Below are 12,616 nucleotides of genomic sequence, written 5' to 3'. Positions count from 1 at the left end.
GTCATTACCCCTCCGCCATCTCCGGCAGCGCCAGAAACAGCGAAAAACGATTATCCGCGCCCAGCTTCATGCGAATATTGCGCTTGTAGGTGTAGACCGTTTTCACCGTGATACCCATTTTTGTTGCGACCACGTCGTTACTGGCACCCTTAGTCCACAGCGCCAGCACCCGCTCTTCCCGTAGCGTCAGCAGCGGCTGGACCGGCTTCGGTTCACCAAACGGCGGACGCGACACCAGCGCGTCCTGAATCAGCTGACGCAGCGCGCTCAGCGACAGGGATTTGTCCACCGAACGCCAGCTGGTTTGCAGCGCGCAGTAGTCATCCAGCACCGCAGCGCGCCCGCTCTGCAACAGGATTAAACGCGTGGTATTACCGCAGGCGGCAAAAATCGAAGAAAGCTGCTGAATATGGTGTAGTTCACCCATAAAACTGTAGAGATCGGCAATCACCATATTGGGCTGCCATTGCAGGATATGCTCACGGGCATGAAGCAGGTTATCGATACCCGTAATGGAGAATGAGGAGGCAAAGTTGTCGGGATGATTGAGCCACGCTTTCAGGCCGTTGCGGCTGAAGTGACAGCGGTCAATCACTAAAATTTTATACATGGTCTGCTTCGCGTTCGAGAAAGATATGTGCCCCGTTTCCCGGACGAAGGAAACGCATCATCATAGGAAGATCTCTGACCAGTTGAAGGCTTGATCTGAACAGACAAGTGCCGCTATTTCCGGCTTTTACCCGGGAAAGCGCGGTAAAGATGAGAAAAAAGGGTTGAGATAAGCCTTTTTTGACGACATCATTATTCTCGCTTATCACAAGGCCATATGGGACGACCCCTATGCGCATCATCAAATCGGGGACGGCCCCACCGAAAATGGAGCCTGTTATGGCCTGGTTAGTGCTTGTTATCGCTGGTCTGCTGGAAGTTGTTTGGGCGGTCGGCCTGAAATATACCCACGGTTTTACCCGCCTCACGCCGAGTATTATTACGGTGACGGCGATGATCGTCAGTATCGTGCTGCTGTCGTGGTCGATGAAGACGCTGCCAACCGGCACCGCCTACGCCGTCTGGACGGGCATAGGCGCGGTTGGCGCGGCGATTACCGGTATCGTGCTGCTGGGCGAATCCGCGAGCGTTGCGCGTATCGCCAGCCTGCTGCTTATTGTGGCGGGGATTATCGGGCTTAAAATCAGCACCCACTAACGTGGGGTCTGTTTCACCCAGATAAGTTTATTCACTTCAAACCCTTGCCGGGTCGCGACATCCAGCATCCTCTGTTTTACGTCCGGCGTTATCGTCGGGTTACGCGAGAGGATCCACAGATAGTCGCGATTCGGCCCGCAGACCAGCGCATTCTGATAGTCATCATCCAGCGCAATCACGTTATAGCCGCCGTAGAACGGGCCGAAGAACGACACCTTCAGCGAGGCGCGCGTTTTGTCATTGGTGGTGAAATAGGCTTTCCCTTCGCTCTCCTGCCACATCCCGCGTTCCGGGTTGTAGCCGCGGTTGATCACCTTCAGGCCACCGTCATCGCGCAGGCTGTAGGTTGCCGTCACGCGCTCCAGACCGCGTTCGAAGCGGTGATCCAGGCGGGCGATTTCATACCAGGTGCCGAGATAGCGCTGGGTATCAAAATTCTCAATAACCGTGACGCCTTTCGGTGGCGTGGGTGAACTACAGGAAACCACCAGCAACGCAGCGGTGACGGCGGCAACAACAGGTAAGATCCTCATCGCTAATTCCCTCCAGCATTTTTATGCTAAGTGTAGAAGATGCGGGAAATTTTGCGTGCCGGAAAGCGACGTGGCCTGCCGGTGTGGCAGGCCAAAAGCGGAGTCAGAGGGTGAGGACGCCGATCAGCGTCACGATGCTCAGGATCGCCGCGAGACCGTAGAACACCCATTTCCCTGCCGGTACGTGGATTTTCAGGTCGTGCATAGCGTGGTGAATGCGGTGCAGCCCACACCAGAGCGGCAGAACAATCATCAGAAAGAGAAACAGTCGTCCGATAAGCGTTTGTGAGAATGCCAGAATGCGCTCATAGCTGAACGCATCGCCCGGGCCGAGGCCCAGCGGCAGCAGAATACCGACCAGCAAAATCACTACCGGTGCGACAATGGCACTCCACATGCCGCCTGCGCCAAATAGTCCCCAGAACAGCGGTTCGTCAGAACGTTTTGGGTTGGGATTAATCATCGTGGTTTCCTCACCAGAACAGCGCAACGCCGAGAATAACTATCGTCACCACAACAGTGACGCCCCAGAGTCCTTTGATCACCGGTCCTGGCCCCATCTTTTCACCCTTTACGATGACAATGGCGGCCTTCGGAGCCAGCTCAAACCAGGTTTTGGTGTGCAGCAGCGCGGCAGCCAGGCTGAGCAGATTGATCAGCAGCACGATGGGATTTTGCAGGAAGCCGATAAAGCCCTGCCAGCCCTCCGGCCCGTGCTTGAGCGCAAAAAGGCCATAAAGCAGCACGATGCTGAACCAGACCGCCGGCAGCGCCGTGCCTTCACGCAGCATATAAAAGCGGTAGAAGGGCAGGCGTTTCCACCAGGTCGGCGTCATGGGTTGCACGTAAGGTTTACGTTTGGTGGTCATGGTCATGCGCTCCTTGCGTCGGGTTTCAGGGTGGCAATGAGGAAATCTTTCGAACTTTCCACTTTGCCCTGCTGAATGGCGGCCGCCGGGTCAACGTGTTTCGGACAGACTTCAGAACAGTAGCCGACGAAAGTGCAGGTCCAGACGCCGTTCTGGCCGTTCAGCTGCGGCATGCGCTGGGCTTTACCGCGATCGCGGTTGTCGAGATTGTAGCGGTGCGCCAGGGTGATTGCCGCCGGGCCGATGAACTCCGGATTCAGACCAAACTGCGGGCAGGCGGCGTAGCAGAGGCCGCAGTTGATGCAGCCCGAGAACTGATGGTACTTCGCCATCTGCGCCGGGGTCTGAACGTTTGGCCCCTGCTCTGGCGTGCGTGGGTTACCGATGATGTACGGCTTAATCGCCTCCAGGCTCTCGATAAAGTGGGTCATATCCACCACCAGATCGCGCTCTATGGGGAAATTCGCCAGCGCCTCAACCTTCAGGCCGTGCGGATAGTCGCGCAGGAAGGTTTTACAGGCCAGCTTCGGTACGCGATTGACCATCATTCCGCACGAGCCGCAGATCGCCATCCGGCACGACCAGCGGTAGCTCAGATCCGGGGCGAGGTTGTCTTTGATGTACCCCAGCGCATCCAGCAGCGACGTCTGCTCGTCCCAGGGCACGTCATAGAACACGCTGTGGGGCGCGCTGTCCGTTTCCGGGTGATAGCGCACCACCTCAAGCTTCATGATTTTCATCTCAGCCATTCGCCGTCTCCTTCTTCTCGGCTGCTTCAGACTCTGCCCCGTACACGCGTTTCGCTGGCGGCAGGGTCGTGATCTTCACATCGCTGTAGGCCAGGCGCGTGCTGCCGTCGGCCTCGCGGAATGCCAGGGTATGTTTAAGGAAGTTCACGTCGTCACGTTCAGTGCAGCCTTCGTCGAGACGCTGATGCGCGCCGCGCGACTCCTTGCGCGCCATCGCCGAGTGCGCCATGCATTCGGCGACATTCAGCCCGTGCGCCAGCTCGATGGTATAGAGCAACTCGGTATTAAATACGCTGGAGGTGTCGGTGATACGCACGTGCTGCATGCGCTCCTGCAGTTCAGCCAGCTTGTCGATGGTTTTCTGCATCAGCTCCGGGGTACGGTAGATGCCGCAGCCTTCTTCCATTGCGAGGCCCATCTCGTCGCGGATCGCCGACCAGCGCTCGTTGCCTCGCTGACTAACCAGCATTTTCAGACGCTGCTCAACGTCGGCGGCCTGAGCATTAAGCGCCGTATCGTTAGCCGGGGAAGCGGACGCTGCGCGCGCCATTGCCTGCTCGCCCGCCAGGCGACCGAAGACCACCAGTTCCGCCAGCGAGTTAGAGCCGAGGCGGTTGGCTCCGTGCAGGCCAACGGAGGAGCATTCGCCCACGGCAAACAGCCCCTGCAGGCGGGTTTCACATCCGGCGTTGGTTTCAATCCCGCCCATGGTGTAGTGGGCGGTCGGGCGCACCGGGATCGGGTCTTTCACCGGATCGACGCCGACATAGGCTTTCGCCAGCTCGCAGATAAACGGCAGACGTTCCAGCAGCTTTTTCTCACCGAGATGACGCAGATCGAGATACACCACATCCCCGCGTGGCGTCGCGACGGTGCGGCCTTTGCGCCACTCGTGCCAGAACGCCTGGGAGACTTTGTCGCGCGGCCCCAGCTCCATGTACTTGTTTTTCGGCTCGCCGAGCGGGGTTTCCGGCCCCATACCGTAGTCCTGCAAATAGCGGTAGCCATCTTTATTCACCAGAATGCCGCCTTCGCCGCGGCAGCCTTCGGTCATCAGGATGCCGGAGCCGGGCAGGCCGGTGGGGTGATACTGAACGAACTCCATATCGCGCAGCGGTACGCCGTGGCGCAGCGCCATGCCCATGCCGTCGCCGGTGACGATCCCGCCGTTAGTGTTGTAGCGGTAGACGCGACCCGCACCGCCGGTCGCCATCACCACGGCGTTAGCGCGGATCTGCACCAGCTGGCCTTCCATCATGTTCATCGCCACCAGGCCACGGGCATGACCGTCATCCACCAGAATATCGAGCACGAAATGTTCGTCGAAGCGCTGGATCTGCGGGAACTGCAGGGAGGTCTGGAACAGGGTATGCAGCATATGGAAGCCGGTTTTGTCGGCGGCAAACCAGGTGCGTTCGATTTTCATACCGCCGAAGCGGCGCACGTTGACCGAGCCGTCCGGGCGACGACTCCAGGGGCAGCCCCACTGTTCAAGCTGGGTCATTTCGGTCGGACACTGGCGTACAAAATAGTCCACCACGTCCTGCTCGCACAGCCAGTCGCCGCCGGAAACCGTGTCCTGAAAATGGTATGCCAAGCTGTCGTGATCCTGCGTCACCGCCGCAGAACCCCCTTCAGCGGCGACGGTATGGCTACGCATCGGATAGACTTTTGAAATCAGCGCAATTTTAGCGCTCGGGTTGGCCTGCGCCGCCGCGATGGCGGTCCGCAGTCCGGCACCGCCCGCGCCAATAACCGCAATATCGGCTTGATAAGTTTGCACGACACTCCTCCTGGTATATGGGTTACCGCCGCGCCTTCCAGCCAGGCATAAGCACGACGCGATTTCCTGCTCCTTTGTGGGTAGGGCAGTATAACCGCAGGGTTTTCAGGGAAATTTGACGCGTTCGATTTTTTTGCGCTTCTTTGGTGCAATCCGCGGCAGGGAAGAGAAAGGCGAGAAAACAGGCAAAATAATGCGCAAAATTTGTCTCGCTGTCGGGTAACGAGTAGACTTCCTGCCCTTGTTTGACTTCGGAGAATCACCCATGAGCGAGACGGCCACCTGGCAGCCGAGCGCATCCATCCCCAACCTGCTTAAACGCGCCGCCATCATGGCGGAGATCCGCCGCTTCTTTGCGGACCGTGGCGTACTGGAGGTGGAAACCCCCTGCATGAGCCAGGCGACGGTAACAGACATTCACCTGTTCCCGTTCGAAACCCGTTTTGTCGGACCGGGTCACTCCCAGGGGCTGAATCTGTATCTGATGACCAGCCCGGAATACCATATGAAGCGCTTGCTGGCCGCGGGCTGCGGCCCGGTATTCCAGCTGTGCCGCAGCTTCCGTAATGAAGAGATGGGGCGTCACCACAACCCGGAATTCACCATGCTGGAGTGGTATCGCCCGCACTATGACATGTACCGTCTGATGAATGAGGTGGATGACCTGTTACAGCAGGTACTGGAGTGCAGCTCAGCCGATTTCCTCTCTTACCAGCAGGCGTTTCAGCGCCATCTGGAAATCGACCCGCTGTCAGCAGATAAAGCGCAGCTGCGCGAGGTCGCCGCAAAACTCGATCTCAGCAACATCGCCGATACCGAAGAAGACCGCGATACCCTGCTACAGCTCCTGTTCAGCGTCGGTGTTGAGCCGCATATTGGCAAAGAGCGCCCGGCGTTTGTCTATCACTTCCCGGCAAGCCAGGCGTCACTGGCGCAGATCAGTACCGAAGATCACCGCGTGGCGGAGCGTTTCGAGGTCTATTTCAAAGGAATTGAGCTGGCGAACGGTTTCCACGAGCTGACCGATGCCCGCGAGCAGCAGCAGCGGTTCGAACAGGATAACCGCAAGCGCGCCGCGCGCGGCCTGGTACAGCAGCCGGTGGATCACAACCTGCTGGATGCGCTGAAAGCGGGTCTGCCGGACTGCTCCGGCGTGGCGCTGGGGGTTGACCGCCTGATTATGCTGGCGCTGGGCGCTGAGAGCCTCGCCGAGGTGATCGCTTTCCCGGTCGATCGGGCCTGATCTGAGCAGCAAAGAAAAAGGAGCCATGCGGCTCCTTTTTTTATGGCGGTTACATACTGCCCGGCACGCGTTTGCCGCGCCCGGCGCTGTTAAGCGTGGTCGCGGCGGGGCGTTTGGCATCCAGCGTTTCAAGGCGCATCTGGAACGGCGGGAACGGCAGATCGATACCGTGTTCGCGATACCCTGCCAGGATCAGCTGGTGGATCTCATGGCGCAGCGGCATACGGTGGACCATTTCCGCAGCGTAGATACGCAGCTCGAACAGCTGAATACCCTGCTGCAGATCGACCAGGAACACTTCCGGCGGCGGGTTATCGATCACCAGCGAGCAGCGCTCGGCGGCGGTATAGAGGATCTGCGTTACCTCTTCGCTGTTGGCGTTGGTCGGCGCCGGCACGGTTAGCACCACGCGCGTCACGGAATCTGACAGCGACCAGTTGATGAACTGCTCGGTGATAAAGGCCTTGTTCGGCACGATGATCTCTTTGCGGTCCCAGTCGCTGATGGTGGTGGCGCGGGTGTTGATTTTGGTGACGCTCCCGGTCAGATCGCGGATGGTCACGGTATCGCCAATACGAATCGGCTTTTCGAACAGGATAATCAGGCCAGAGATGAAGTTGGCGAAAATTTCCTGCAAGCCAAAGCCCAGCCCGACCCCCAGCGCGGCTACCAGCCACTGCAGTTTTGACCACTCGATACCGATGAGCGAGAAGCCCATCAGCCCGCCGACCAGCATCAGCAGGTATTTGGTGATGGTGGTAATGGCGTAGCCGGTACCCGGCGTCAGATCCAGATGCTGCAACAGCGCCAGCTCCAGCAATGCCGGAAGGTTACGCACCAGCTGCAGCGTGATGATCAGCACCAGAATCGCGATGAATACCGCGCCGAGGGTGATCGGCTCCAGGCTCTCAACGCCCTGCACGGTGGACGAGACATCCCACAGCTTGATGTTTTCCAGGAAGCCAAAGGCGGAGTGGATCTCTGACCACAGCACAATCACCGACAGCAGGGCGATCAGCATCAGGATAGAGCGCACCAGACGCAGCGACTGGGCACTGATGGTATCCAGATCGACCTCCGACACTTCCACTTCCAGCGCCGCACCTTCAGTACTCACCGAATGCGGCGGCTCCTCTTCGCCACGGGCGCGCTGCGCCAGAATTTCGGCGCGGCGGTGTTTGGCACGGTCAAAGGCCAGACGGCGACGCTGGATGAGCATCCAGCGACGGATGATGTGGTAGACCACCAGCAGCAGGAACCAGATGGCGACCGAGGTCTCCAGCCGCGCCAGCAGCGCCTGGGCCGTGGCCAGATAGCCCACCAGCGAGGCGAGGATCGCCAGCAACGGCGCGCTCATCATCAGATTCCACAGCATGCTGTTGACCATGTTGTCGCCGTTGCCCTCTTTATCAAGATAAAGCGGGATGCCGGCGCGTTTCAGACTCAGCGTCACCAGCGCCAGCGCGCCGCAGATGAGGATGAAGCACAGCCGCCCGAGGGTGCCGGAGAACTCACGATCGTTGAGATTATCGAACATGATGAGGGCCATGATCAGCGGCACAATCAGCCCGATGCTCATCAGGTAGTAACGCATGGCGCGCGCCACGCGATCGCGCGGCCAGCCGAAGTGAGCGACAAACAGCCCGTTTGAGCGGGCGAAGGTCGCGCAAATCATCACCACCCACAGCAGCGGTACGGTGGCGGTAATGCCATCGCCCACCGCGACGGCAATAGGCCACGGCCAGGCTGAGCGCAGGCCATAACCTAACGTTGCCCACAGCACCGGCAGCGGGGACGCCACCAGAATCGACCAGAACACGGTGCGGATTGTGAGCCAGAAGTGATCCTGGGTCACCTTGCCAACCTTCTCGCTGGAGCGCTCAAGGAAGGCGGTAAAGTGGCGACGGGAGTAGATGCTGAACCCGACCAGAATCAGCGCCCCGAACAGCGGCAGCAGCGTTTCTTTGCTGGTCAGCATCATCACGCTGGCTTTGCCGAGCTGGCTGAAGGTGTCGAGTGAAATCAGGCGGCGCAGATCCTGCACGATATCCAGAGGCCAGGAGACGGTCAGCGGGCTGACGTCGGACGTCCAGAACAGATAGCGGTGCGTGGCTTCATTCACCTCCTTCAGGGCATCCTCAAGCTGGCTGTTCGAGACTTTCAGCTTGGTCAGCTCAAGGATCAGCGTATCACCACCCTGCAACAGGGAATTCAGCAGCTCGCGCTGGGTGCGCAGCTGGGCTTCGAGAATGCGGTTCTGCTCGGCGGTAAGGTTGCTGCCGTCGGCCTGCCGGATCTGGCGCAGCTGCGGCTGCTTGTTAAGCAGATCCTCGTAGCGCATGCGGTGCACACGCAACTGCGCCATTTCGGTGTCCAGCTGCTGCGGTTTCGGCATTTCCGGCAGGCGGGCCACCTGGGCACGTAACGCTTCGCCCAGCACGTTGGAAACGCCCAGCCACTGCGACTGTTCGCGCAGGGTGTTCAGCGCCTGGCGCACCTGCAGCGTCTGCCCGGACGCCTGACGCTGCTGAGAGGCCACCAGATCCATACGCTGGGCCTGCTGGTTCAGCGCCTGGGACAGCTCGCGGTTCACTTTGAACTGTTCTATCAGGGCAGGGGGCAAATCGGCGCTATTTTCCGCCAGCAGCTCGGTGCTTTCGAGCGCGCGCTCGGCCTCCTGCTGACGTTGATTGTTGACCTGGTTGCGTAGCGCCTGGAGATAGCCGTCCAACTGCTGACTCTGCTTCTGCGCCAGCTCGGCACGCAGGCGCGAGAGTTCCTGACGGTTATTGGCGGAGAGCTGCGCCAGCTCCAGCTCATCGACCAGCGCTTTCAGGCGGGCGGACTCGGCCTGCAGGCCGAAGCTTTGCGCCTGAGCCAGCGGCGTGCTGCCGGCGGGCAGGCTGCCAACGCGGCGCTCGACTTCGTTCAGCTGACGGCGGGCGTCGGTTTGCTGCTGGGGAAGCTGACTCAGGGAGTCGTTGATCTCGCGGGTACGCTCCTGCTCCTGCTGGGCCTGGCGGCTTTTTTCCAGGAGCTGGCTGCTGACCTGCAGGATCTCCTGATTAAGCTGATCGGTAGTCATGCCGGGCGGCACTTTCTTGGGCTCGTCGCGCAGATTATTCAGCTGCACACGCAGGGTTTGCGAGAGCTTAGGGAAGTTATCAATAACCTGTTGATACTGAGCGGCGCGCTCGACGGAGCCTTTTTGCTCTTCAAGCGCGTTAAGGGCGGACTGGAGGGCTTCTACGGTTTCAGCCTGATTAGGCAGATTTTTCGCAGCTTTCGCCTGCTCCAGCTCCTGTGAGATTTGTTTTGCGTCGGGGGCGTTCGCTGCGTGCGCCCCCAGGCTGAGGCACCAGGCCATCAGTACAGTGATAATCAGGCGCACGGAAGAACCCTTTTTGCTGTTACACGTCGTCTTTGTTATCGACCAGAGGATTGGCGTCGCGCTCGGCGTCGATCTCCTCCTGGGAAACTACTGCCGGGGTTACGTCAGCGATAACCGCGTCGGTAGAAACGGCCAGTGGCTCGCCGATTTTGGTGACTGACAGGCTTTGCAGATGCGGTGTCAGTTCCACTTTACCCGGTGCGAACAGGTTGATAACGGTGGAGCCAAGTTTGAAGCGGCCCATCTCCTGACCCTTAAGCAGCGCCACGGCGCCTTCGCTTTCGCCCGCCGGCCAGGTCCAGCGCTTGATGATGCCTTCGCGCGGCGGCGTAACGGTGCCAGCCCAGACGGTTTCGATGCTGCCGACAATGGTCGCGCCCACCAGAATCTGCGCCATCGGGCCAAATTCGGTATCGAACAGGCAGATAACGCGCTCGTTACGCGCAAACAGGTTCGGCACGTTCTGGGCCGTCAGATGGTTTACCGAGAACAGGTCGCCCGGCACGTAGATCATCTCGCGCAGAATACCGTTACACGGCATATGGACGCGGTGATAGTCGCGCGGTGACAGGTAGGTCGTGGCGAAGCTGCCGTTACGGAACAGGTCGGCCATCAGGTAGTTACCCGCCAGCAGGGCTTCGAGGCTGTAATTGTGGCCTTTAGCCTGCAGGATCTTGTCATCGTCAATGCGGCCCAGCTGGCTGATGACGCCATCCGCAGGCATAACCAGCACGTTTGGGTCGGTATTGAGCGGGCGCACGTCGTCACGCAGCGCGCGTACAAAGAAATCGTTGAAGGTGCGATAGCTGGCGGTATCAGGCTTCTGCGCCTCTTTCATATCGACCTTGTAGTATTTTACAAACAGGTCAATCACCAGTTTCGTCAGCCAGCCGGCACGTTTGCTTGCGCCCCAGCCCGCCAGGCGAGTGAGCCACAGTTTCGGCAGAATGTATTGAAGCGAAAGTTTGATGTCGTTTAGCAAGGTAGCCTCCAGGCTAATGGTTTTGCCAGTCCTTGCCCGACGCCGCGGCGTCAGGCAGTACAAAAAAGGGCGCGATAATAGCACAAATCCGCAATACGGCTCGCTATGCTACTCACCGCACGCGAATCAGTCATCGGTTGCGGAGAAGCTTTTACGCGTTTTTACCTCAGCCATGCTTTCCAGGATGCGGTGGTAGTTATCGAAGCGGGTTTCGGCGATGTCGCCGCGCTCGACGGCTTCGCGAATGGCGCAGCCCGGGTCGCTGCCATGCTTGCAGTCGCGGAACTTGCAGTGGCCCAGATAGTCGTGGAATTCGATAAAGCCGCGGGTGATCTGCTCCGGCTCCAGGTGCCACAGGCCGAATTCACGCACGCCGGGGGAGTCGATGACTTCGCCGCCGCCCGGGAAGTGATAAAGGCGTGAGGCGGTGGTGGTGTGCTGCCCGAGGCCGGAGTTGTCGGAGACGTCGTTCACCAGGATGCGATCGTCCTTCAGCCCCAGCAGATTGTTAAGCAGGCTCGATTTGCCTACGCCAGATTGCCCGGCGAAGATGCTGGTACGATCGATCAGCGCCTCTTCGAGCGGCTTCAGGCCTTCGTCCTGATAGCTGGAAACCAGCAGCACGCGGTAGCCAATCTTGCGGTAAATATCCATCTGCTCGTTAACGAACGCCAGACCGGCTTCATCAAGCAGGTCGGTTTTGTTGAGCACCAGCAGCGGTTCAACTTCCAGGGTTTCGCAGGCCACGAGATAGCGGTCGATGATGTTCAGCGACAGCTCGGGCAGAATGGCGGAAACGATAATAATCTGGTCGATATTGGCGGCGATCGGCTTTACGCCGTCGTAGTAGTCCGGACGGGTCAGTACCGAGGTGCGCTCGTGTACCGCATCAACAATCCCTTTACCCTGGACGTTCTCTTTTACCGGACGCCAGACCACGCGATCGCCGGTCACCAGCGAGCGGATAGTGCGGCGAATGTTACAGCGATGCACGGTGCCGTCTGTCGATTCGACGTCGGCGTGCTGACCAAAACGACTGATGACGCGCCCGTCACGCGGCTCGCCAAACTGCGAGTCGTCGGGATCGGCTTTCTCCGTAGTCTGTTTAAGACGGCGCTGGTGATTAGCTGACACGCGGCGCTGCTGACCTTTGGAGAGTTTATTTTTGCTCAATCTTAATGGCTCCTGGTCGCCCCTGGTGGGCAAAACCTCTATGATACCAGCTATTGTAAATGAATTAACTGCCTGTCACCCGAGCGTGACGCGATAACGGATGGAAAATAGCATGAGTGCCAATGAAAACAACCTCATTTGGATCGATCTTGAAATGACCGGCCTCGATCCTGAGCGTGACCGCATCATCGAAATCGCCACCCTTGTCACCGATAAAGATCTTAACATTCTGGCAGAAGGCCCGGTGATGGCGGTGCACCAGTCCGACGCCCAGCTGGCGCTGATGGACGACTGGAACGTGCGCACCCACACGGCAAGCGGCCTGGTGGATCGCGTGAAAGCCAGCGCCTTTGATGACAGCGCCGCCGAGCAGGCGACCCTGGCGTTTCTGCGTGAATGGGTGCCGGCGGGGACGTCACCCATCTGCGGCAACAGTATCGGCCAGGATCGTCGTTTTCTCTTCAAATATATGCCGGAACTGGAAGCCTACTTCCATTATCGCTATCTGGACGTCAGCACCCTCAAAGAGCTGGCGCGTCGCTGGAAGCCGGAAGTGCTGGACGGTTTTAAAAAGCAGGGTACGCACCAGGCGCTGGACGACATCCGCGAGTCGGTGGCGGAGCTGGCGTATTATCGCGAGCATTTCATCAAGCTGTAACCCATAGAAAAAGCCCTCAAATGAGGGCT

At 59.1% G+C, this 12,616-nt stretch carries 12 protein-coding genes; 3 read left to right on the top strand and 9 right to left on the bottom strand.

From position 1 onward, the window contains the following. Positions 1-4 precede the first annotated feature (4 nt). Positions 5-610: a helix-turn-helix transcriptional regulator gene (locus KFZ77_RS17425; RefSeq protein ID WP_264384914.1), complete on the bottom strand. Its 606-nt coding sequence runs from the start codon at positions 608-610 to the stop codon at positions 5-7. A gap of 278 nt (positions 611-888) precedes the next feature. Between KFZ77_RS17425 and sugE the strand changes: the two genes are divergently transcribed. Beyond that, positions 889-1,206, top strand: a complete 318-nt coding sequence (sugE, locus tag KFZ77_RS17420) for a quaternary ammonium compound efflux SMR transporter SugE (RefSeq protein WP_031521526.1) — start codon at positions 889-891, stop codon at positions 1,204-1,206. Here the strand turns inward: sugE and KFZ77_RS17415 are convergent. The 5 genes from KFZ77_RS17415 to frdA all read right to left on the bottom strand — a co-directional run bounded on the left by KFZ77_RS17415 (position 1,203) and on the right by frdA (position 5,140). Then, positions 1,203-1,739, bottom strand: coding sequence for a lipocalin family protein (locus tag KFZ77_RS17415; protein WP_264384913.1), 537 nt, complete (start codon positions 1,737-1,739; stop codon positions 1,203-1,205). The two genes, sugE and KFZ77_RS17415, sit on opposite strands and share 4 nt — an antisense overlap. Positions 1,740-1,842: 103 nt before the next feature. Continuing rightward, entirely contained in the window at positions 1,843-2,202 is a 360-nt protein-coding gene (gene frdD, locus KFZ77_RS17410) for a fumarate reductase subunit FrdD (RefSeq protein ID WP_031521529.1), read from the bottom strand. 10 nt (positions 2,203-2,212) lie between these two features. After that, the gene (gene frdC, locus KFZ77_RS17405; RefSeq protein WP_264384912.1) at positions 2,213-2,608 is read right to left on the bottom strand and encodes a fumarate reductase subunit FrdC; all 396 of its coding nucleotides are present in this window, start codon (positions 2,606-2,608) and stop codon (positions 2,213-2,215) included. 2 nt (positions 2,609-2,610) lie between these two features. After that, a complete protein-coding gene (locus tag KFZ77_RS17400; protein ID WP_264384911.1) occupies positions 2,611-3,357 on the bottom strand; it encodes a succinate dehydrogenase/fumarate reductase iron-sulfur subunit in 747 nt (248 codons plus the stop codon). Continuing rightward, a complete protein-coding gene (gene frdA / locus KFZ77_RS17395; RefSeq protein WP_264384910.1) occupies positions 3,350-5,140 on the bottom strand; it encodes a fumarate reductase (quinol) flavoprotein subunit in 1,791 nt (596 codons plus the stop codon). The genes KFZ77_RS17400 and frdA overlap by 8 nt, the downstream gene beginning before the upstream one ends. A 265-nt stretch (positions 5,141-5,405) precedes the next feature. Between frdA and epmA the strand changes: the two genes are divergently transcribed. Next, positions 5,406-6,383 (top strand): elongation factor P--(R)-beta-lysine ligase, encoded by a 978-nt coding sequence (gene epmA, locus KFZ77_RS17390; RefSeq protein ID WP_264384909.1) that lies wholly within the window; start codon positions 5,406-5,408, stop codon positions 6,381-6,383. A 49-nt stretch (positions 6,384-6,432) separates the two neighbouring features. On the opposite strand, the gene mscM is transcribed toward epmA, so the two are convergent. The 3 genes from mscM to rsgA form a co-directional block, all read right to left on the bottom strand. Continuing rightward, entirely contained in the window at positions 6,433-9,774 is a 3,342-nt protein-coding gene (mscM, locus tag KFZ77_RS17385) for a miniconductance mechanosensitive channel MscM (protein ID WP_031521539.1), read from the bottom strand. A 19-nt stretch (positions 9,775-9,793) separates the two neighbouring features. Continuing rightward, positions 9,794-10,756 (bottom strand): archaetidylserine decarboxylase, encoded by a 963-nt coding sequence (gene asd, locus KFZ77_RS17380; RefSeq protein ID WP_264384908.1) that lies wholly within the window; start codon positions 10,754-10,756, stop codon positions 9,794-9,796. Positions 10,757-10,882: 126 nt separating this feature from the next. Next, positions 10,883-11,929: a small ribosomal subunit biogenesis GTPase RsgA gene (gene rsgA / locus KFZ77_RS17375; protein ID WP_264384907.1), complete on the bottom strand. Its 1,047-nt coding sequence runs from the start codon at positions 11,927-11,929 to the stop codon at positions 10,883-10,885. A 112-nt stretch (positions 11,930-12,041) separates the two neighbouring features. Here rsgA and orn point away from each other — a divergent pair, with 112 nt between their 5' ends. Further along, on the top strand, positions 12,042-12,587 hold the full coding sequence (orn, locus tag KFZ77_RS17370) for an oligoribonuclease (RefSeq protein WP_031521546.1): 546 nt from the start codon (positions 12,042-12,044) through the stop codon (positions 12,585-12,587). The last annotated feature ends 29 nt before the right edge of the window (positions 12,588-12,616 follow it).

Origin of the sequence: Siccibacter colletis, assembly GCF_025914095.1 — a bacterium.
Lineage (GTDB): Bacteria > Pseudomonadota > Gammaproteobacteria > Enterobacterales > Enterobacteriaceae > Siccibacter > Siccibacter colletis.
Note: the sequence above shows the minus strand (reverse complement) of the source record. Positions and strands in the feature narration are given on the sequence as shown.

Excerpts from the sequence above, each read along its gene's own strand:
- KFZ77_RS17425 (WP_264384914.1), bottom strand. The coding sequence starts at position 610 with ATGTATAAAATTTTAGTGATTGACCGCTGTCACTTCAGCCGCAACGGC.
- sugE (WP_031521526.1), top strand. The coding sequence starts at position 889 with ATGGCCTGGTTAGTGCTTGTTATCGCTGGTCTGCTGGAAGTTGTTTGG.
- KFZ77_RS17415 (WP_264384913.1), bottom strand. The coding sequence starts at position 1,739 with ATGAGGATCTTACCTGTTGTTGCCGCCGTCACCGCTGCGTTGCTGGTG.
- frdD (WP_031521529.1), bottom strand. The coding sequence starts at position 2,202 with ATGATTAATCCCAACCCAAAACGTTCTGACGAACCGCTGTTCTGGGGA.
- frdC (WP_264384912.1), bottom strand. The coding sequence starts at position 2,608 with ATGACCACCAAACGTAAACCTTACGTGCAACCCATGACGCCGACCTGG.
- KFZ77_RS17400 (WP_264384911.1), bottom strand. The coding sequence starts at position 3,357 with ATGGCTGAGATGAAAATCATGAAGCTTGAGGTGGTGCGCTATCACCCG.
- epmA (WP_264384909.1), top strand. The coding sequence starts at position 5,406 with ATGAGCGAGACGGCCACCTGGCAGCCGAGCGCATCCATCCCCAACCTG.
- orn (WP_031521546.1), top strand. The coding sequence starts at position 12,042 with ATGAGTGCCAATGAAAACAACCTCATTTGGATCGATCTTGAAATGACC.